The organism is Polaribacter staleyi (assembly GCF_038024045.1).
GTDB lineage: Bacteria > Bacteroidota > Bacteroidia > Flavobacteriales > Flavobacteriaceae > Polaribacter > Polaribacter butkevichii.
In genome coordinates, this window is record NZ_CP150665.1 from 2,119,814 (window position 1) to 2,139,431 (window position 19,618).

Below are 19,618 nucleotides of genomic sequence, written 5' to 3' on the forward strand. Positions count from 1 at the left end.
GTATCTACCCTACCAAAAAACCTAAAAACTTAAAAAACAAAACTTTACATTTATTTAAATTTTAAATAACACAGCCCCTTTAATAAAAAAGTTCCTTTGTTTAGTATTTATACTTTTTAACTAACTTATTTTATTTATGGAAATAACAGTAATGTATTTAGGTTTTATCTTAGCTGCTTACTCAGTTGTAGGAAACGACACAATACAAACGTTAGGTACTTTTTTAAGTTCTAATGAACGTAAAAAATGGTGGGTTTTGTGGATTTTTGCGGGTAGCATATTAACTATAACCTTAATTTACGGATGCTTTACACACAATGGAGATGTCTCTTATGGTAGATTGTCTAAATATCCATTACCAGAACCATTTGCTTGGTATTATATTTTACCTCCAATAGTGTTAATGATTTTAACTCGAACGGGAATTCCTGTAAGTACCTCTTTTTTAATACTTACTTTTTTTAATGAAAAGAATTTAACGGATATGGTTTTAAAATCTATGTCTGGATATTTAGTCGCTTTTGGAACCGCAATTGTATTGTATTTAATCATATCTAAAACTGTTGAAAAGAAATTTATTGAAAATCCGATTACAAATAGTCAGAAAAATATATGGACCGCCTTACAGTGGTTATCTACAGGTTTTTTATGGTCGCAATGGTTAATTCAAGATTTTGCAAATATTTACGTGTACCTACCAAGGTCTTTAAATATTTGGGAACTGGCAGGTTCTTTAATTATTATTTTAGGACTTTTAGCTTTTATAATTGCTTCTAAAGGTGGAGCAATACAAAGCATTATCCGTTCTAAAACAAATACGGTAGACATACGTGCTGCTACTTTAATTGACTTTACTTATGGTATTGTACTTTTCTATTTTAAAGAATTAAACAACGTACCTATGAGTACTACTTGGGTATTTATAGGGATTTTAGCAGGTAGAGAAATTGCATTAAACTTAGTATTGCGTAAAAATGATGCTCGTAAAGAAATGTTTAAAAGTTTAGGTAAAGACTTATTTAAAGTATCTATAGGACTTATAGTAAGTATACTACTTGTTTATGGCGTAAAATTTTTAGCAACTTCATTTTAAGGCTGAACTATGAAATTAAAAACGCATATTTTACTTAGCTCTTTATTTTATTTTTCTATTTTTTGTAATGCTCAAATACAGAAAAATGGTATTGACACCGAAGAAAAAGGAATTGTGGTAGCAGACTTTCTTAAAATGTCTGGTAATTGGTTTATTGCTTATAGAGACGGTATTGCACAAACACAGGCTGATGATGAAAAAGGTCTTGTAAATGAACATAAAAGTGCATTTGTTTTAAAACGAAGTTACTTTACTTTAAAAAAAGACTTAAACGAAACCTTTTCCGTAAGATACACCATGGATTTGACAGTAGACAGAGATGGACCTGATGCTGGTAATATAGAAACAAGATTAAAATACCTTTATGTTAAAGCCAAACCTAATTTTAATAGTACTGTATTTACAGGAAACTGGTTAGAAGTTGGTATGGTTCATACACCTTGGTTAGATTATGAGCAAAAAATAAACACGTACAGAGTACAAGACAATATGTTTATTGAAAGAAATAAAATTTTTAATTCTGCCGATTTTGGTGTAACTTTTGGTGGTAATATTGGCCCCAAAATGGATAAAAAATTCTTAAAAGAAATTAATGGAGCTATGCCTGGTAAATACGCCAGTTATGTAATTGGTATTTATAACGGAGCAGGATATTCTGGTGAAGAAAAAAACAATAATAAAGTAATTTCCGGACGTTTATCTGTTAGACCATTTGCTAATACATTACCAGAACTTCACCTAAGTGGTTATTTTAATATTGGAAAAGGAAATAATGAAGAAGCACCAGATTTTAACCAGGTTTTGGGTTTTATAACTTATACAGGAAAACAACTAACCTTAACAGCACAAACACATAAAGGTGTTGGAGATTTTAGAGCGAGCTATTTATATGAAGGCACCAACAAACCTATTAAAAATAATGGATATAGTTTTTTTGGGGAATATAAGATTAAGAAATCTCCATTAGCCATTTGGGGAAGATACGATTCCTTTCACTTAAAAACAGATGATTTTAGAGGTACTAAACGTTATATTGGAGGAGTGTCTTACACCGTTAATAAATATTTACGATTAATTTTAAATGCAGAACACAACGACAAAGCATTAAACGAAAATAATATTTATGAACTAAATCTAGAAGTATCATTTTAAAAACATATTAGCATGAAAAATATATTGTTTCCAACAGACTTTTCAGAAATTTCTTTAAACGCTTTTGCATATGCTATGGCATATGCTCAAAAATTAGAAGCTACTTTAATTGTGTATCACTCTTACCACGAAGACACTTCGGTAGATGAAAAAACGCAATCTATTTATGATAAAATAGATATCGATAATTTTAGAAATAAAAAAGATAAATTTCCACCCTTCGAAAAACTTATTAAAGCTAGTAAAAAAGGAAATTTAAAAGTAAAATATATTGTAGATCAAGGTATTTTTGTAAACTCCTTATTTAAATATGTTGCCAAACGAGATGATAAAATTGAAATCATTATAACGGGAACACGTAATACAGGAAACAGTAGTCTCTTTAATATTTTTATGGAAACGGATACTATTAAAATTTTAGAAGAAATAGACAAACCTGTTATTGCCGTTCCTGCAAGAGCTCAATTTGATGGAGACCTTAATAACATTATGTTTTTAGTAGATTATAGAGACGAAGAAATTGTACCTCTAGAAAAATTAACTAAAATTGCAAAAGAATTCAGTGCTCAATTACATGTTGTTCATTTCGATTTAGCCCACGGAGAATCTATTACTCCTTTAATGAATAAGTTTAAGGAAAACCTAACTGTTAATTACAAAAAAACAAAATTTATTTCTATCGATAGTATAAACCTAAAAGGATCATTAACAGAATATTGTCAAAAAAACGAAATAGATATGGTGTGTTTATTAAACCAAGAACGTAACTTATATCAGCGATTATTTACCTTTAGTTTAGCAGAAGATTTAATAAATCATATAGACATTCCGGTGATGGCTATTTATCTAAAATAATTTTTAAATCAAAAGGAAACTAAGACCTAAGTTCATTTTTAATATTTTTGTAAAATGAATAAAACCAACATTATAAAAAATACCATTGCTTTTGTTAAGAAAGAATTAGAAAATGCAGAAGGAGGACACGATTGGTTTCATATAGAGCGTGTTTATAAGAATGCTATTTTAATTTCTAAAGAAGAAAAAGTAGATGCTTTTGTGGTTTCTTTAGGGGCTTTATTGCATGATATTGCAGACCCTAAATTTTATAATGGTGATGAAACTGTTGGCCCTAGAATGGCAGCTACTTTTTTAGAGAGGCAAAAAGTTGACAACGAGATAATAGAACATGTTATTAATATTATCAACCATATTTCTTTTAAAAATTCTTTTGATAAAAAGGTAAAAACATTTACTTCTAAAGAATTAGAAGTGGTACAAGATGCAGACCGATTAGATGCTATTGGGGCCATAGGTATTGCTCGATGTTTTAATTATGGTGGATTTAAAAATCGAGCACTTTATGATCCAGAAATTTCTCCGAATTTAAACATGACTAAAGAAGAGTACAAAAGTTCTTCTGCCCCAACCATAAATCACTTTTACGAAAAACTGTTACTTTTAAAAGATAAAATGAACACTCTTTCTGGGCAAAAAATTGCTGCAGATAGGCATTCTTTTATGGTAAATTTTTTAAAACAATTTGATGATGAGTGGAATGGTATTAAGTAGTTTTTTAGCTCTATTTTAACCTACCTTTATATATACGCTATTTTTTATTGCACCAAACTAATCATTTCACTTCTATATTTTGAAGCTGATTTTCCTGTAAATTCTTTAAACAACTTATTAAAGTGAGAAAAATTATTAAATCCGCATTCAAAACAAATATCTGTAATACTTGTTTGACTTTCTGATAGTAATTTAGTTGCGTGTACAACCCTATATTCATTTACTAATTTTGTAAACGTTTTACCTGTTGTTTTCTTAAAAAACCTACAAAATGCAGGAACCGTCATACTCACTAAATTAGAAATTTCATCTAAACTAATATGTTGATTAAAGTTCTCGTTTATATGTTTAAAAATAATATCTATTTTACTACTATCTTGCGGTTGTGTTTCAAAAGCAAAACCATCTGCATTTAAAAGCGTATAATCTTCAGACTTAGAAAGGGTGTGTAATATTTCTAATAAAATTAAAATTTGCTTAAAACCTTTCTTTTCAGATATTTTTTCAATCCTTGGCCCTAATTTTTCTTTGGTTTTTACACCAAAAAGAATACCCTTTTTGGCTTTTTCAAACAAAATACTAATAGGTTTCATCTCTGGTACTTCAAAAAAATCTTCTCCTAAAAAATCTGGTTTAAATTGCACTAACGTTTCAGAACCATTTGTGGTTAACCTATCTGTAAATCCATTATGTGGCAAGTTAGAACCTATTAATAACAACTGACTATTATTAAAGTATGATAAATGATTACCAATATGTCTTTTACCCTTACCTTTATTTACATAAACTAATTCTATTTCTGGGTGAAAGTGCCAAAATGCCTTTATTTGCTTTAAAAACTCGGTATGTTTTTTTACCAGTATAGAGCTTCCAAAATCTGGACTAATTTTTTCTAAAGTTGGTTTCACATTCATCATATTCCTATTTTAAATCAAATTTACAACACTATTTTCTAAAAAGCTATATAAAATTACCAAAATTATACTCTAAATTAACTTTAGTTTGTTTTAACATATAAATAACAGATAATTTAGCATACAAATATGCCAATACTGATGTTTTCTCTGAGAAACTTCTGCCATAAATTTGCAGTGTTATTAATTTATAAAATAACTAAAAGATGAAAACAAAAATGAAAAAAGTTATAATAGTAGCATTAATGTTCGGAACATTAATTGGATACGCAAACAATAATATAAGTGACAACGATCTTAAAGCTAAGAAAACAGTAAAGGTTGAATTTAATAATGTAAAAAAAGGACAAACTTTAACCATTAAAAATGGCGAAGGGATAGCAGTATATAATAATGAAATTAAAAATTCTGGAAGTTATTCTAAAACTTTCGATTTTTCTGCTTTAGAAGACGGAATTTATACTGCCGAATTAAATAAAGATTTTGAAATTATTATCAAACAATTTTTCGTTAAAAATGGTTTGGTTACTTTTTTAAACAATAAAAACGAAAAAGTTTTTAAACCAGTAATTAGAGTAGAAAATAATTTACTTTATGTTTCTAAAATTGCTTTTAATAATGAACCTTTAAAAGTTGCTATCTATTATAATAATGAAGAAATTTTATCTGATACAATAGAAGGAAATCAGATCTTAAATAGAATTTACAAATTATCGGAAAGACAAAATGGTAATTATAAAGTTATCGTTAGTACTGATGATAGATCTTATGTAAAGAATCTTACAATATAAAAATTTAGTTAATTGTTTCGTCAAATTACTGCTATAATTTGATGGTAAAAGCGAGTCCAAAAGGACTCGCTTTTTATTTGTAAAATACTTTTTACACACAATATTCTCTATACTTCAAAATTATTTACAATTAACACAAATGTATTCTATATTAACTTAACAATTAATTTACAAAGCCTTAACGTGTTAATTTAGAGTATTTATTTGCCAATTCTGTTGTTTTTAAAACTTAACTACCACCATACCTTTGTGGTGTTATTAATTCTAAAATGAAAAGAAATGAGAACAACTATGAAAACAATTTTAGTAGTAGCATTAATGTTCGGAACATTAATTGGATACGCAAATGAGAATACAGGATCTACAGATGCTGTAACTGTAAAAAGAGTTAAAGTTGAATATCATTCTGTAAAGAAAGGACACGCTTTAACCATTAAAAATGAAAACGGAATTACAATATACAAACAAGTCATTCAAAGTTCTGGAACTTTTTCTAAAACATTTGATTTAACAAATTTAGAAGATGGTGTTTACACTACCGAATTAGATAAAGACTTTGAAATTGTTGTAAAAAAATTAGAAGTTAAAGACGGCTTTGTTACCTTCTTAAAAGAAGAAAACAAGAAAATTTTTAAACCTGTAATTAGAACAGAAGGAGATCTAGTTTTAATTTCTAAAATTGCTTTTAACAAACAACCTATAAAAGTAGTTCTATATCATGATAACAATCTTATTCACTCTGAAAAAATTGAAGGTAAAGAAATTTTAAACAGAGTTTATAATATATCTAAAACTGAAAAAGGGTTGTATAAAATTGTTGTTTATGCTGACAATAGAATGTATGTAAAAGATCTTACAATATAAAAATTTAGTTAATTGTTTCGTCAAATTACTGCTATAATTTGATGGTAAAAGCGAGTCCAAAAGGACTCGCTTTTTATTTGTAAAATACTTTTTATAACTACAATTTTTGGTGATTCATAATTATGTTTAATTACCATAAATATATTCTATATTACCAAACAAAACCACACATAGCTACCAATAAACACAATATAACACACAAACTTGCCAATATTGATGTTTTTAAAACAAAACTTCTACCATAAATTTGCAGTGTTATTAATATTTAAAATAACCAAAAGATGAAAACAAAAATGAAAAAAATTATAGTAGTAGCATTAATGTTTGGAACATTAATCGGATACGCAAACGAGCATACAAACAACAATGATCTTGAAGCAAAGAAAACTGTAAAAGTAGAATTTAGTAACGTAAAAAAAGGACAAACTCTAAGTATCAAAAACGACCAGGGAGTAACTGTTTACAATAATGAAATTAAAAATTCAGGAACTTATTCTAAGACTTTTGATTTTTCTGCTTTAGAAGACGGAATCTATGCAGCTGAATTAAATAAAGATTTTGAAATTGTAATTAAACAATTTTACGTTAAAAATGGTTTGGTTACTTTTTTAAACAATAAAAACGAAAAAGTTTTTAAGCCTGTTATTAGAGCAGAAAAACATTTATTATATGTTTCTAAAATTGATTTTAACAACCAACCTCTAAAGATTGTTATTTATTATAAAAATGAAGCGATTCTTTCTGAAACTATTGAAGGAGAAAAATTCTTAAAAAGAGTGTATAAATTATCAGAAAATGAAGCAGGTAATTACAAAGTAATTATTAGTACAAATAATAGATCTTATGTAAAAGATTTTACAATATAAAAATTTAGTTAATTGTTTTATCAAATTACTGCCATAATTTGATAATGATAAAAGCGAGTCCAAAAGGACTCGCTTTTTATTTTAAAACTATTTTCTAAATTAGCTAAAATTACCACAAATATATTCTATTTTAACTTAACAATTAATTCACAAAGCCTTAACGTGTTAATTTAGAGTATTTATTTGCCAATTCTGTTGTTTTTAAAACTTAACTACCACCATACCTTTGTGGTGTTATTAATTCTAAAATGAAAAGAAATGAGAACAACTATGAAAACAATTTTAGTAGTAGCATTAATGTTCGGAACATTAATTGGATACGCAAATGAGAATACAGGATCTACAGATGCTGTAACTGTAAAAAGAGTTAAAGTTGAATATCATTCTGTAAAGAAAGGACATGCTTTAACCATTAAAAATGAAAACGGAATTACAATATATAAACAAGTCATTCAAAGTTCTGGAACCTATTCTAAAACATTTGATTTAACAAATTTAGAAGATGGTGTTTACACTACCGAATTAGATAAAGACTTTGAAATTGTTATAAAAAAATTAGAAGTTAAAGACGGCTTTGTTACCTTCTTAAAAGAAGAAAACAAGAAAATTTTTAAACCTGTAATTAGAACTGAAGGAGATTTAGTTTTAATTTCTAAAATTGCTTTTAACAAACAACCTATAAAAGTAGTTCTATATCATGATAACAATCTTATTCACTCTGAAAAAATTGAAGGTAAAGAAATTTTAAACAGAGTTTATAATATATCTAAAACTGAAAAAGGGTCGTATAAAATTGTTGTTTATGCTGACAATAGAATGTATGTAAAAGATCTTACAATATAAAAATTTAGTTAATTGTTTCGTCAAATTACTGCTATAATTTGATGGTAAAAGCGAGTCCAAAAGGACTCGCTTTTTATTTGTAAAATACCTTTACACAATATTCTCTGTACTTCAAAATTATTTATAATTACCCAGAATGTATCCTATATTAACTTAATAATTAATTAACATATATTAATTCTGATAATTTAGAACACATATTTACCAATTCTGTTGTTTTTAAAACTTAACTACCACCATACCTTTGTGGTGTTATTAATTCTAAAATGAAAAGAAATGAGAACAACAATGAAAACAATTTTAGTAGTAGCATTAATGTTCGGAACATTAATTGGATACGCAAATGAGAACACGAAATCTACTAATGTAGTAGCTGTAAAAAGAGTTAAAGTTGAATACAAGTCTGTAAAAAAAGGACACGCTTTAACTATTAAAAATGAAAACGGAATTACAATATATAAACAAGTCATTCAAAGTTCTGGAACTTTTTCTAAAACATTTGATTTAACCAATTTAGAAGACGGTGTTTACACTACCGAATTAGATAAAGACTTTGAAATTATTGTAAAAAAATTGGAAGTTAAAGATGGCTTTGTTACCTTCTTAAAAGAAGAAAACAAGAAAATTTTTAAACCTGTAATTAGAACTGAAGGAGAACTAGTCTTAATTTCTAAACTTGCTTTTAACAAAGAACCTATAAAAGTTGTTTTATATTATGATAACCAAGTTATTCTTTCTGAAAAAATTGAAGGTGAAGAAATTTTAAACAGAGTTTACAAATTATCTAAAACCGAAAAAGGAGCATATAAAGTTCTTGTATATACAGACAACAGGATGTATGTGAAAAATTTCAATATCTAATCTAACAATCTATTCCAATAGACAAAAGAAAGCGAGTCCAATAAGGCTCGCTTTTTATGTATACACTTTCTAAAAATTAGGTTTTCGCTTCCCTAAAAAAGCGGCAGTACCTTCATTAAAATCTTCTGTACCAAAACATTCTCCAAACTCCTCAACTTCTACATCAAAACCATTAACACCTTCTTCAAAACCAGCATTAATTGCTCTAATTGCTGCAGAAATTGCATCCGAAGAATTCCTTGTAATCTTACCTGCTATTTTTTCTACTAAAGGTAATAATTCCTCTTGTGTAGTAACATGATTTACCAAACCAGATTCTTTTGCTTCTTCTGCAGAAATCATACCAGCAGTCATAATCATTTCCATGGCTTTTCCTTTACCTACTAATTGCGGCAAACGTTGTGTACCTCCATAACCAGGAATCACCCCTAAAGAAACTTCTGGCAATCCCATTTTAGCATTATCTGACGCCACTCTAAAATGACAAGCCATTGCTAACTCTAAACCACCTCCTAATGCAAAACCATTAATTGCCGCAATTACAGGAATCGATAGGTTTGCTACATAATCGAATAAAATTTCATGTCCAAGTCTAGATAAATTAGCACCTTCTTCTACTGAAAAATCAGCAAATTCAGAAATATCCGCTCCTGCAACAAAAGCCTTATCACCGCTACCCGTTAAAATAATTGCCCTGGTAGTTTCATCATCTTCCAATGCTGCAAAAGCAATATTTAACTCCTTGATAGTCGCCTTATTTAAAGCATTTAATTTTTTAGGCCTGTTGATAGTAATCTGTGCTAAACTATCTTTTTTTTCAACTAAAATATTCTCGAATTTCATCATTTATTTATTTAGTTGCCTATACCAAAAATCATAGGCGATAATTATATTATTTCTTAGGTAAAATCACTGTAAAAACGGTTCCTATCCCTACTTTAGAAGTAAAAGAAATAGAGCCATCATAAGCTTCTATAATATTTCTAATCATAGCCAAACCTAATCCCATGCCACTAGTTTTAGTTGTAAATTTAGGTTCAAAAATAAGTTCTTTTACGTCATCTGCAATTCCTTTTCCATTATCAGAAACTGTAATTTTTAAATTACTTTCTTCCGATAAAACTTTTACTTCAATTAAAGGATTTTCTTCTTTATCTACTGCCTGAATAGCATTTTTAACCAAATTAGTAATTACCCTAATTAATTGTGTTTTATCTAAATTGGCATACAGTTCTTCTTCTTCAGGGAAATATTTTATATATTTTTCTGTAAAAATATCTAAAGCAAATTTTACAACACTAATAATTTCTATTTGCTCTTTTTTTTGCGTTGGCATTTTGGCAAAATCAGAAAAAGCAGAAGCTATTGAGCTCATTACATCTATTTGCTGAATTAAAGTTTGACTAAATTCTCTTAATTTTTCTTTTGCATTTTCATCTAACGGATTAAATCTTCGCTCAAAACTCTGAACCGTTAATCGCATAGGCGTAAGCGGATTCTTAATTTCGTGAGCAACTTGTTTTGCCATTTCTCTCCAAGCCTGTTCGCGCTCACTTCTAGCTAATTTAGCTGCACTTTCTCCTAATTCATCAATCATGTGATTGTAGGCTTCTACTAAAATTTCTATCTCTGAACTTGCCTTGTTTAATATAATTTTTTCGTTTCTTTTATTTAAACGTGTTTGCTGCATTTTATCAGAAATCGTTTTTATTGATCTCGTTATATAGCTCGATAAAAAATACGCAGTTGCAATGGCAATTAAAAACATCAAAATATAAACCAAGCTTAATCTTAATATAAACTCTCTTAACTCCTGTTCTATCTCAGAGTTATCTTGCGTAAATTGCAACTCTAAAATACCTATTCTTTTAAACTTTGGATCATGAATAAATGAAAATGAAGATTGATAACCAATCCCTTTATCTACACTTGTTTTTAATATTTTATGATTAGAGTTATTTGCCAATTCTTTTAATAAGTTTTGTGGAATTGGTTTAGAGTCTACTTTTTCAAAGGCACTTGCTGTAGATGATTTTAGTAAATTACCTTGTAAATCATAAAAAGAGATATTTAATTTGTTAATAGAGGATATTTCATAAATACGTTCTTGAAATATTTTAGCTAAATTACCTGTATTTACAGGGTATGTAGTCTTATTTTTTAATTCTAATTCAATTGTTTCTTTTGTGGTTGCTTCTTTTCGTTCAAAACGCTGAATGTTATAATCTTTTGTCTGTTCATCATACTGATAAATAGTAACTACCAAAATTAATACGGATGCCAATAACACCAATAAAATCATGGACAGAAAAATACGTATTCGTAAAGAGATCTTTTTAATATTTGTCAATTTTTGTTTGTTTTTATTCTTTTAGTTTTCATCATCAATAGGTCATCAAAATCACCATCTTCATCCCAATCATACTTACTTTTACCAATAAAACCTTCATCGGTTTTTGTAATATCATAACTCACCTTCATATCTCTGCCTCCATAATTAAAAGCTACTAATAATGAATCATTTTTAACAGACCAACTACCAGAAGCTTTAGATATCTGTTCTCCTTTTTTATTTATAAACCAAGCAGAAAAAGTACCATCTTTATTATATTTAGATTGCGCAACTAACTCTGAATCTTCTTCAAATTTATCTTCATAAATCTGTAAAGAATCTGTTTTATTAACAGTATACATTTCTATTTTTAAATAGGTAGTTTGCCAACTACCCACCATAAACTCTTTGGTAGTAAGTACTGGCTCACAACCAACAAAAAGTATTCCAAAAAGTAGAATAAAAAATAATGATTTCGTTTTCATATAAAAAGTTTTATTCACAGGTTTAAAATTCTAATTTACCTCTTTTTTAGCAGCTCTAAACTCTTCTGGTGTATTTATATTTCTGATAAAATCATCAGCAACCTCAACAATTTCTACATCAGAATTAATTAACATTTTACGCGGACAAGAATATCCTTGCGCCAAATACTGTAATAAAATGGCATATGCTTTTGGTTCATAAATAGTTATTAAAGGCTCTGGAAAATCTTTGTTCTTGCCTTTAATTGCCGTAGCCGACTTAGTCGGATTTCTATGTTTAAGCACCAATTGAATTATATGCTCAGTAACAAAAGGAACATCGGTTGCCAATACAAACCAAGCTGCATTTGGGTCTTTCTGAAACGCAGAACAAATACCGCCAAACGGACCTAAATTTAAAAACTTATCAGAAATTTCATCTTCTTTTGGTGATGAATTCTGAACTGAATAAAACGTTTCTAAATTATTATTTTCTAACAATTCTTTTGCAACTTCTTTTTGAGGTTTTCCAAAATAATCTAATTCAGATTTATCTTGCCCCATTCTAGTACTTTTTCCTCCCACTAACACCAAACCTTTTACAGGTGCAATTTTTTCTTGAATCAGATTATGAATGTGGTTTGCAATTTTATCAACCTCGTCAATTGTATAACACGTGATGTTTTTTATCTGCGGATATTTTTCTTCCAAAAACGAAAAATATTCCGTGTCAGATTTCAACTTTACAACAAACTGAATACAATCTAACTGTTCTAATCTTTTTAAAACCGAAGCTTCTTTTGCTTCATCTAAAATTAAGATTTGTTTTGCTCCTTGATAATGATTTCCGTTGATAAAAACATAATCGTACTGTGCAAATTGCAAGCGTTGCTCAAATTTATTTACGTTTCCAGAAGTGGTGATCTGCAAATTTCCTTGATGATGAAAAGTATATTCTGATAACGAATTTTCTGCAACATCTTTTGCATGAGAAGCATCAAAATACGCCAACTTATAGTTGGATAATTTATTAGAAAGACAATGAACTAAGTCAGAAATAACACCACAATTTGTACCTAAAATTGCAATTTCATTTGGCGCAAAATTATCATTATCTCTTCTTTCTAAATTTGTATGTTTTTTGTGTTTTTTCATATTATTCATTTTGTCATTGCGAACAAAGTGAAGCAATCTTTTATTAACAGATTAGTTCGTCGTTCCTCCTCGTAATGACAATTAATTATTTATATCAGATTTCCCTCCAGTTTTTTTCAACAGCCTTACTTCCTTAATCACCATTTCTTGACTGATACTTTTACACATATCATAAATGGTTAAACAGGTAATATTTGCGCCTGTTAAAGCCTCCATTTCTACTCCGGTTTTTCCTGTAATGGTAACTTCACAAAAAACTTCTATATTTTCTGTATCTATAATATTAATATCAATATCAACCCCATTAATTAATAAAGGATGGCACATTGGTATTAATTCTGATGTCTTTTTAACCCCTTGTATTCCCGCAATAATTGCCGTCTGAAAAACAGGTCCTTTTTTAGTGACTAACTCCTCATTTGTAAAATGAGCAATTACTTCTTTTCCTAAAAACATGGTTGCCTTTGCAATGGCTGTTCTTTTGGTAATTTTCTTATCAGAAACATTTACCATTTTAGGATTTCCTTTTTTGTTTAAATGTGTAAAATTGCTCACAATTTTTAGTTTTAAATGTTGAGTGATTAGTTTTTAGTTAGATTCTGTTGAGATGTTTTAACAATAGATGTTAATATTCTTATCAATTCATCAACATCTAAAATTAATGAATCAACATCTATATTCGTTATTTCACTTTCTTTTAATAATCGCAACCAATATTTAGTTTCTCTTGCTTCTTTTGATGAAATAGACATTTTTGCAGTAAAATCTCTCTTACTTTGCCCCGCTAAAGCTTCTTCTATATTTGCACCAATTGATGTTCCACTTCTCAAAATTTGATTTGAAATGACAAATTCTCTTTCTTGTTGTAATTTTTTATATAAAGAAATTATTTTTAATGAAAATTCAAAGCTTTTTTTTTGAACGATACTTTCTTTCATAGCCATATTTTAAACTTAACATTCAAAACTAAACATTTAAAATTATAATTAGCGATAGCGAATTACTTTATAAACTTCTCCTTTTTTAAATTCAACTTTATCATTAGGTAACTGAATAAAAGCATCTGTTTTTACCAAACTTGCTAAATCTCCAGAACCATTTCCTGTAATAGGCGTTGCTATTAAATCTCCCAAAACTGAATTTAATTTTACTTGTAAAAAGTATGTTAAATTAGGTTTAAAAATAACATCGTCGGATAAAATTGCCATTTCTTGTTCAACTTCTAAACCTATAGATTTGTAATACCAAGGATAAAAATATGCCAAACAATTTACAAAAGTAGAAATCGGGTTTCCAGGAAAACCGAAGGCATTACATTCATCTGTTTTACCATAAAAGAAAGGTTTTCCTGGTCGTTGTGTAATTTTATGAAACAGTTTCTCTACTCCTAATTCATCAAAAACCTCTGGTAAAAAATCATACTTTCCTTTACTTACCGCTCCGCTAAAAAGCAATACATCGTATTCTTGTAAATAGTTTTCTATTTTCGATTTTAAAACAGGTTTATCATCTGTAATATGCGCTGTTTCAGAGGGTATATTCAGTCTTTCTAACAAAGACACTAAAGTAAACACGTTACTTCTTCTAATCTGATGTGCTAACGGAATTTCATCTACACCAACCAATTCATCACCCGTAGAAACAATCATCACTTTTGGTTGTTTTGCTACTTTTACAAACGATTTACCTACTGTTGCTAGCACGCCTATTTCTGCTGCCGATATTTTGGTATTTTGTTCGATTAATAAATCGCCAATTTTGCCATCTTTTCCTTTTGCATGCACATTCTGAGCATCATTTATTGCATCAACAGTAATTGTTGCAACTCCATTTGTTATGGTAACATCTTCATATCTAATAACAGTGTTGGCGTTGTTTGGTAAAACTGTCCCTGTCATTACTTCTATACAATTTTCTGAATTATTTAACGAAATTTGCTCACTTCCTGCAGCTTGAATTCCTTCTATTTTAAAAGCTCTTTGTCCGTTTTTAAATGAAGTATAATCAATAGCAATTCCATCCATAGAAACCCTATTAAATGGTGGAAAATCTCTATCGGCAAGTATATCTTCTTTTAAAATTCTGCCTACAGATTTTATAAACGGAACTTCTTCAAGCCCAAAATATCGATTTGAATTTAAAACAGTTTCTAAAGCTTTTTCTACTGAAATCATTTGTATAAAATGTATAATTGTTTATTTGTGTAATCGTGTAATTGTTCAAGTGTTCAAGCGTTTTACACATTTAAACAATTACACGATTACACTTTTATTATCCTCCAATTGTACTCATACTCTCAGAAGCGCCACCATCTTTTCTATTGGCTTCTGCAATAAAACCATTTTCTGGTTTCTGTTTTACCAAACCTAAAAAAAGTTCTTTTAAATCGTCATTAGAAGCGCCTTTTCTTATAAAATCGCGAAGATTAAAAACACCATCATCAAACAAACAATTTTTAAAAGTTCCGGTAGAGGTTATTCTAATTCTATTACAATCGTTGCAAATAGTTCTGGTAAAAGCAGGTATAATTCCAAAAGTACCTGCATGATTATCTATTTGGTAATTTCTAGAAGTTGATGATTTTTCAGACTGAATTTCCTTTACATCAAACGCCGTTTTTACTTCATTTAAAATATTATTAAAAGTCCAGTTTTCTTTCATTTCTCGTTCCCCTTTTCCATTAAAAGGCATTTCTTCAATAAAACGAACCGCAACATTTTTATCTTTTGTCAATCGTACAAAATCAACTATTTCATCTGTATTAAAACCAGATTGCACTACTACATTCAATTTTAAATTTAAGCTACTTTTTTCTAAGAGCTCAAAGGTTTTATAAACCTCCGGAAAAACATCCCTTCGTGTAATTTTTGCAAACTTTTCTCGATCTAAACTATCAATACTTAAATTAATGTTTTTTACCTTTTCTAATGCTTCAATTTTAGAAATATGCTTAGAAATCATTGCGCCATTGGTGGTAATATTAATTGCTTCTAACAAATCGTTATAAGACAACATTTCTAAAAACCCCACAAAATCTTTACGCACAAAAGGTTCTCCACCTGTTAAACGAACTTTATTAACGCCCAATTCTGTTAACACTCTAATTAAGCGATACATTTCTTTAAAGGTTAATAACTCTTGTCTAGGTACAATTTCTATTCCGTGAGCAGGCATACAATATTGGCAACGCAAGTTACAACGGTCGGTAACTGCCAATCGTACATATTCCATTTGACGACCGAAATTGTCTATTAATTTGCTCATTTAGTTAGGTAGTTTTTTACTTAAAATTCCATAAATAAACGCACCTAAAAGCGCACCAAATAATAAAATTAAAGCAGGTATTAATTTAAAGCCTAGAATTACAAAAATAGGTGCAGCACAGGCTCCAGATATTCCCCAACCTAAGCCAAAAAATGTTCCTCCTAAAATAGTTCTTATAAAACCTTTTTCTTTGGGTTGTGGTATAATTTTATTTCCTTTTATATCTTTTATAATGCCTTTTTTAAACAACTGCATAAAAAACATCGAAATTACAACGGCTCCTCCAATAATCCCAAACATATGAAAAGATTGAAACTTAAACATTTCGTAAAATCGATACCAAGAAATGGCTTCACTTTTACTTAATACGATGGCAAAAAAGATTCCTAATAGTAAGAATTTGATGTTTTTCATTTTGAATATTTTTTATCCTGAAAGATCTTTTTTTTGACCTTGTAGGTATATTTTATTTGTACTTAGTTACACCTACAAGGTTTTTAAAACCTTGTAGGAAAAATGGTTTTTATTAGAATAACATTGGAATAATAAACCAAGTCGCAATCATTCCACCAATAAAAAACCCAATTACAGCTAATAACGATGGTAATTCTAAATTACTTAAACCAGTAATGGCATGACCAGAAGTACAACCGCCTGCATAACGCGTTCCGAAACCAACAAAAACCCCTGATACCAAAAGAATTAAAAACCCTTTGATTGATAAAAATGATTCAACCCCAAAAATTTCATCAGGAAAATACTGACTACCCACGTTTGAAAACCCTAGTTCTGTAAGTTCTTGAACCGTTTTAGGATTTAAATCTATTGTTTGATTCGGAATTAAATATTTTGCAGAAATAACACCACCAATAATTAACCCAACCACAAACATCAATGCAAAGTCTCGATCTTTCCAATCTTTCTTAAAATAATCAGATACTTTTCCTGCACCGGCCATGGTACAAAGTGTATCGAAGTTTGTAGAGGCCCCAAAATTTCTACCAAAATAAAAATATAATAAGAGCGAAATTGCAATTAGCGGACCACCAACATACCAAGCCCAAGGTTGTAATATAAAATCCATAATTTCTTTCATTTATTCTCGATACGATTCTGATAAAAATCAATCGAACTGATATTCATTTAAAGTGTATCCTCTAAATAATTCATAATTAATTTTGTTGCTTTAAGGTTATCGGCAATATATCTTTTATTGATAACTCCCGTTAACTTTCTAAAGCTCTCATCTTCTTTTAGGTTGATAAAATTTGCTGTAAATTCTTCTTGATTTTTAATAGAAATACAACCTCCTATTTTAACCAAATCTACAGCTTCTTTAAATTTGTCGTATTTATTTCCAATCACTACAGGAATTCCAAAAGTTGCAGGTTCTAAAATATTATGTAAACCTGTTTTTAAACCTCCACCAACATACGCAAGATCTGCTGCTGCGTATATTTTGGTTAAAATGCCTATAGTATCTATAATAAAAACTGTGTATTCCGATAAATTTTCATCAGCTTTCGCTGAAAACAAAATAGTTTTTTTATTGATGGATTTCTGTAATTCTAAAATTGCTTCTGGTTTAATATTATGAGGCGCAATAATAAACTTCTCATCTTCGGATGCTTTATTATTGATATAATTTACCAACAACGCTTCATCTTCTTGCCAAGTACTTCCTGCAACAACAGTGTATTTACCGTCTTTAAATTGATTGATAAAATCGAGCGAATTATTTTGTTCTAAAATTTTAGAAACTCTATCAAAACGGGTATCTCCTGCAACAGTTACATTCTTAAAACTAATGGAGCTTAGTAACTTTTTAGAATTTTCATCTTGCACAAAAAAGTGATGAAAGGCTTGTAATGAATCTCTCATAAAACCTCCATAACTTTTAAAGAAGAGCTGTTTTTTTCTTAAAATACCTGAAACTAAAATGGTAGGGATTTCTTTTTGTTTTAATTCATTTAAAAGATTTGGCCAAAATTCATACTTTATAAAAATAGCCAATTTAGGATTTACTATTTTAATAAACTTTTTAGCATTAGATTCTGAATCTAAAGGCAAATAACAAACAACATCTGCTAACTCGTAATCCTTTCTAATTTCGTAACCAGAAGGCGAAAAAAAAGTAACTAAAATTTTATAAGCAGGATACTTACTCTTTATTTCTTCTATAATTGGTCTTGCCTGTTCAAATTCTCCCAAAGAAGCCGCATGAAACCAAATAGTTTCAGAATTCTTTAATGCTATAATTTTAGAAAAGGTTTCTTTTCTACCCGCTACAAAAAGTTTTATTTTTTCACTGAACACGCCTATTATTGGCAGCATCAGAGAGGTAATAAAAACCACAGAATTATATAAAAATTTCATAGCTGCAAAAATACAAAATAGTAACAACTAAGCTTCAACTTAATTCAATAGATAAAAAAAAGCTACCCGTATAGAGTAGCTTATTAACGTGTTTAGATTTTATAAAAACATCATTATTCCCCAGAAAAAAAATGTTAATAACAATCTAAATATACAATCAAATATACTTTAACTAATCTATTAAATTATCAATAATGTTCTATACAGGTCTTATAATGTTCTAAATATTAAATAAAATTGATTCTTTTTACAAGGTTTTCTTTATATTTTTTACCAATAGGAATTTCCTCTTTTAAAATATTTACCGATGTATAGTTTATTTGAGATAAGTATTTTGTATTGATAATAAACCCTCTATGAATTCTAACAAAATTAATATCTAACTTTTCTAGAATATCATTTAAGCTTGTTCTAACTACTATTTTTTGATGTGTTTTTAAAATAATCTCTATGTAAACATGCGCACTTTTTAAATACAAAATATCTTCAAAATTAATTTTTTTATAAAGACCTTTTTCTTTTACAAAAAGAGAGTCTTTAATAATAGGCTTGTAAAGATCTTTTTCATCAACCTTTTTAGAAAAATTACGTAAAGTATCTTCTACACATCTATATAATTTATTTTTAGAAAAAGGTTTTACCAAACAAGTAAGAGGCATAACTTCTCTAGCTTGGTTTAACGTAAATTTATCTGAATTTGAAGTTAAAAAAATATATGGAAAATTATAAGATTCTATTATTTTCTTTGCAATATCTATTCCTGTCTTTTTTCCAGACAACCTAAAATCTAAAATAGCAATATCTGGCGGTTGTTCTTTTATTCTATTAATTGCCTCTGTATAGCTGTTCGCAGACTCTAAAGTCTCATAACCTAATTTTTGTAACGTATCGCAAATATTGTCTGCAATAATGGCTTCATCTTCTACGACTAAAATTTTTACTTTGCTCATGGGGGAAGGAGGGTTTCAATTTTACACTAAAATAGGAATTCTAAGAGGAAATGATATTAAACTAGCACTAAATGTTCTGAAAAAACTACAAACAGTTCTAAAAAAAATCTTTACAACTAGCCTG

Annotated in this window: 22 protein-coding genes; 9 read left to right on the forward strand and 13 right to left on the reverse strand. The window is 28.7% G+C overall.

All coding sequences use genetic code 11. From position 1 onward, the window contains the following. Window positions 1–136: 136 nt before the first annotated feature. Genes WHD07_RS08975 through WHD07_RS08990 form a run of 4 tightly spaced genes read left to right on the forward strand, consistent with a single transcriptional unit; the run spans window position 137 to window position 3,814 of the window. The gene (locus WHD07_RS08975; RefSeq protein ID WP_343330920.1) at window positions 137–1,093 is read left to right on the forward strand and encodes a hypothetical protein; all 957 of its coding nucleotides are present in this window, start codon (window positions 137–139) and stop codon (window positions 1,091–1,093) included. 9 nt (window positions 1,094–1,102) lie between these two features. Further along, window positions 1,103–2,245, forward strand: a complete 1,143-nt coding sequence (locus tag WHD07_RS08980) for a hypothetical protein (RefSeq protein WP_343330921.1) — start codon at window positions 1,103–1,105, stop codon at window positions 2,243–2,245. Window positions 2,246–2,257: 12 nt separating this feature from the next. Further along, a complete protein-coding gene (locus tag WHD07_RS08985; RefSeq protein ID WP_343330922.1) occupies window positions 2,258–3,100 on the forward strand; it encodes a universal stress protein in 843 nt (280 codons plus the stop codon). Window positions 3,101–3,154: 54 nt separating this feature from the next. Continuing rightward, window positions 3,155–3,814, forward strand: coding sequence for an HD domain-containing protein (locus tag WHD07_RS08990; protein ID WP_343330923.1), 660 nt, complete (start codon window positions 3,155–3,157; stop codon window positions 3,812–3,814). Window positions 3,815–3,858: 44 nt separating this feature from the next. On the opposite strand, the gene WHD07_RS08995 is transcribed toward WHD07_RS08990, so the two are convergent. After that, window positions 3,859–4,731 carry an AraC family transcriptional regulator gene (locus WHD07_RS08995; RefSeq protein WP_105050086.1) on the reverse strand — a complete coding sequence of 291 codons (873 nt, stop codon included), beginning with the start codon at window positions 4,729–4,731 and terminating at the stop codon, window positions 3,859–3,861. Window positions 4,732–4,946: 215 nt separating this feature from the next. Here WHD07_RS08995 and WHD07_RS09000 point away from each other — a divergent pair, with 215 nt between their 5' ends. The 5 genes from WHD07_RS09000 (at window position 4,947) to WHD07_RS09020 (ending at window position 8,953) form a co-directional block, all read left to right on the forward strand. Continuing rightward, the gene (locus WHD07_RS09000) at window positions 4,947–5,519 is read left to right on the forward strand and encodes a hypothetical protein (RefSeq protein ID WP_343330924.1); all 573 of its coding nucleotides are present in this window, start codon (window positions 4,947–4,949) and stop codon (window positions 5,517–5,519) included. Between the two features lie 279 nt (window positions 5,520–5,798). Then, complete coding sequence (locus WHD07_RS09005) at window positions 5,799–6,383, forward strand: hypothetical protein (protein WP_343330925.1); 585 nt, start codon at window positions 5,799–5,801, stop codon at window positions 6,381–6,383. Between the two features lie 293 nt (window positions 6,384–6,676). Continuing rightward, complete coding sequence (locus WHD07_RS09010; RefSeq protein ID WP_343330926.1) at window positions 6,677–7,249, forward strand: hypothetical protein; 573 nt, start codon at window positions 6,677–6,679, stop codon at window positions 7,247–7,249. 258 nt (window positions 7,250–7,507) lie between these two features. Beyond that, entirely contained in the window at window positions 7,508–8,092 is a 585-nt protein-coding gene (locus WHD07_RS09015) for a hypothetical protein (protein WP_343330927.1), read from the forward strand. A 276-nt stretch (window positions 8,093–8,368) separates the two neighbouring features. Further along, window positions 8,369–8,953, forward strand: coding sequence for a hypothetical protein (locus WHD07_RS09020; RefSeq protein ID WP_343330928.1), 585 nt, complete (start codon window positions 8,369–8,371; stop codon window positions 8,951–8,953). Between the two features lie 69 nt (window positions 8,954–9,022). On the opposite strand, the gene WHD07_RS09025 is transcribed toward WHD07_RS09020, so the two are convergent. The 12 genes from WHD07_RS09025 to WHD07_RS09080 all read right to left on the reverse strand — a co-directional run bounded on the left by WHD07_RS09025 (window position 9,023) and on the right by WHD07_RS09080 (window position 19,494). After that, window positions 9,023–9,796: an enoyl-CoA hydratase/isomerase family protein gene (locus tag WHD07_RS09025; RefSeq protein WP_343330995.1), complete on the reverse strand. Its 774-nt coding sequence runs from the start codon at window positions 9,794–9,796 to the stop codon at window positions 9,023–9,025. Window positions 9,797–9,845: 49 nt separating this feature from the next. After that, on the reverse strand, window positions 9,846–11,255 hold the full coding sequence (locus tag WHD07_RS09030; protein ID WP_105050081.1) for a sensor histidine kinase: 1,410 nt from the start codon (window positions 11,253–11,255) through the stop codon (window positions 9,846–9,848). Window positions 11,256–11,299: 44 nt separating this feature from the next. Further along, the gene (locus WHD07_RS09035) at window positions 11,300–11,770 is read right to left on the reverse strand and encodes a hypothetical protein (protein ID WP_343330929.1); all 471 of its coding nucleotides are present in this window, start codon (window positions 11,768–11,770) and stop codon (window positions 11,300–11,302) included. Window positions 11,771–11,800: 30 nt separating this feature from the next. Next, window positions 11,801–12,904 carry an NTP transferase domain-containing protein gene (locus WHD07_RS09040; RefSeq protein ID WP_343330930.1) on the reverse strand — a complete coding sequence of 368 codons (1,104 nt, stop codon included), beginning with the start codon at window positions 12,902–12,904 and terminating at the stop codon, window positions 11,801–11,803. An 81-nt stretch (window positions 12,905–12,985) separates the two neighbouring features. Next, a complete protein-coding gene (gene moaC, locus WHD07_RS09045) occupies window positions 12,986–13,459 on the reverse strand; it encodes a cyclic pyranopterin monophosphate synthase MoaC (RefSeq protein ID WP_343330931.1) in 474 nt (157 codons plus the stop codon). A 26-nt stretch (window positions 13,460–13,485) separates the two neighbouring features. After that, window positions 13,486–13,842: a four helix bundle protein gene (locus tag WHD07_RS09050; RefSeq protein ID WP_343330932.1), complete on the reverse strand. Its 357-nt coding sequence runs from the start codon at window positions 13,840–13,842 to the stop codon at window positions 13,486–13,488. A 48-nt stretch (window positions 13,843–13,890) separates the two neighbouring features. Then, window positions 13,891–15,078 carry a molybdopterin molybdotransferase MoeA gene (locus WHD07_RS09055; RefSeq protein WP_343330933.1) on the reverse strand — a complete coding sequence of 396 codons (1,188 nt, stop codon included), beginning with the start codon at window positions 15,076–15,078 and terminating at the stop codon, window positions 13,891–13,893. Window positions 15,079–15,175: 97 nt separating this feature from the next. Then, complete coding sequence (gene moaA, locus WHD07_RS09060; protein WP_343330934.1) at window positions 15,176–16,168, reverse strand: GTP 3',8-cyclase MoaA; 993 nt, start codon at window positions 16,166–16,168, stop codon at window positions 15,176–15,178. Beyond that, window positions 16,169–16,582 carry a transporter gene (locus WHD07_RS09065; protein ID WP_105050075.1) on the reverse strand — a complete coding sequence of 138 codons (414 nt, stop codon included), beginning with the start codon at window positions 16,580–16,582 and terminating at the stop codon, window positions 16,169–16,171. A gap of 112 nt (window positions 16,583–16,694) precedes the next feature. Next, entirely contained in the window at window positions 16,695–17,252 is a 558-nt protein-coding gene (locus tag WHD07_RS09070) for a YeeE/YedE family protein (RefSeq protein WP_343330935.1), read from the reverse strand. A 59-nt stretch (window positions 17,253–17,311) separates the two neighbouring features. Further along, window positions 17,312–18,544: a 3-deoxy-D-manno-octulosonic acid transferase gene (locus tag WHD07_RS09075; protein ID WP_343330936.1), complete on the reverse strand. Its 1,233-nt coding sequence runs from the start codon at window positions 18,542–18,544 to the stop codon at window positions 17,312–17,314. Window positions 18,545–18,771: 227 nt separating this feature from the next. After that, the gene (locus WHD07_RS09080; RefSeq protein WP_343330937.1) at window positions 18,772–19,494 is read right to left on the reverse strand and encodes a response regulator transcription factor; all 723 of its coding nucleotides are present in this window, start codon (window positions 19,492–19,494) and stop codon (window positions 18,772–18,774) included. Between the last annotated feature and the right edge of the window lie 124 nt (window positions 19,495–19,618).

Bases quoted from the DNA above. Each gene is read 5' to 3' on its own strand.
- WHD07_RS08975 (WP_343330920.1), top strand. From the start codon at position 137: ATGGAAATAACAGTAATGTATTTAGGTTTTATCTTAGCTGCTTACTCA.
- WHD07_RS08980 (WP_343330921.1), top strand. From the start codon at position 1,103: ATGAAATTAAAAACGCATATTTTACTTAGCTCTTTATTTTATTTTTCT.
- WHD07_RS08985 (WP_343330922.1), top strand. From the start codon at position 2,258: ATGAAAAATATATTGTTTCCAACAGACTTTTCAGAAATTTCTTTAAAC.
- WHD07_RS08990 (WP_343330923.1), top strand. From the start codon at position 3,155: ATGAATAAAACCAACATTATAAAAAATACCATTGCTTTTGTTAAGAAA.
- WHD07_RS08995 (WP_105050086.1), bottom strand. From the start codon at position 4,731: ATGATGAATGTGAAACCAACTTTAGAAAAAATTAGTCCAGATTTTGGA.
- WHD07_RS09000 (WP_343330924.1), top strand. From the start codon at position 4,947: ATGAAAAAAGTTATAATAGTAGCATTAATGTTCGGAACATTAATTGGA.
- WHD07_RS09005 (WP_343330925.1), top strand. From the start codon at position 5,799: ATGAGAACAACTATGAAAACAATTTTAGTAGTAGCATTAATGTTCGGA.
- WHD07_RS09010 (WP_343330926.1), top strand. From the start codon at position 6,677: ATGAAAAAAATTATAGTAGTAGCATTAATGTTTGGAACATTAATCGGA.
- WHD07_RS09015 (WP_343330927.1), top strand. From the start codon at position 7,508: ATGAGAACAACTATGAAAACAATTTTAGTAGTAGCATTAATGTTCGGA.
- WHD07_RS09020 (WP_343330928.1), top strand. From the start codon at position 8,369: ATGAGAACAACAATGAAAACAATTTTAGTAGTAGCATTAATGTTCGGA.
- WHD07_RS09025 (WP_343330995.1), bottom strand. From the start codon at position 9,796: ATGAAATTCGAGAATATTTTAGTTGAAAAAAAAGATAGTTTAGCACAG.
- WHD07_RS09030 (WP_105050081.1), bottom strand. From the start codon at position 11,255: ATGATTTTATTGGTGTTATTGGCATCCGTATTAATTTTGGTAGTTACT.
- WHD07_RS09035 (WP_343330929.1), bottom strand. From the start codon at position 11,770: ATGAAAACGAAATCATTATTTTTTATTCTACTTTTTGGAATACTTTTT.
- WHD07_RS09040 (WP_343330930.1), bottom strand. From the start codon at position 12,904: ATGAAAAAACACAAAAAACATACAAATTTAGAAAGAAGAGATAATGAT.
- WHD07_RS09050 (WP_343330932.1), bottom strand. From the start codon at position 13,842: ATGAAAGAAAGTATCGTTCAAAAAAAAAGCTTTGAATTTTCATTAAAA.
- WHD07_RS09055 (WP_343330933.1), bottom strand. From the start codon at position 15,078: ATGATTTCAGTAGAAAAAGCTTTAGAAACTGTTTTAAATTCAAATCGA.
- moaA (WP_343330934.1), bottom strand. From the start codon at position 16,168: ATGAGCAAATTAATAGACAATTTCGGTCGTCAAATGGAATATGTACGA.
- WHD07_RS09065 (WP_105050075.1), bottom strand. From the start codon at position 16,582: ATGAAAAACATCAAATTCTTACTATTAGGAATCTTTTTTGCCATCGTA.
- WHD07_RS09070 (WP_343330935.1), bottom strand. From the start codon at position 17,252: ATGGATTTTATATTACAACCTTGGGCTTGGTATGTTGGTGGTCCGCTA.
- WHD07_RS09075 (WP_343330936.1), bottom strand. From the start codon at position 18,544: ATGAAATTTTTATATAATTCTGTGGTTTTTATTACCTCTCTGATGCTG.
- WHD07_RS09080 (WP_343330937.1), bottom strand. From the start codon at position 19,494: ATGAGCAAAGTAAAAATTTTAGTCGTAGAAGATGAAGCCATTATTGCA.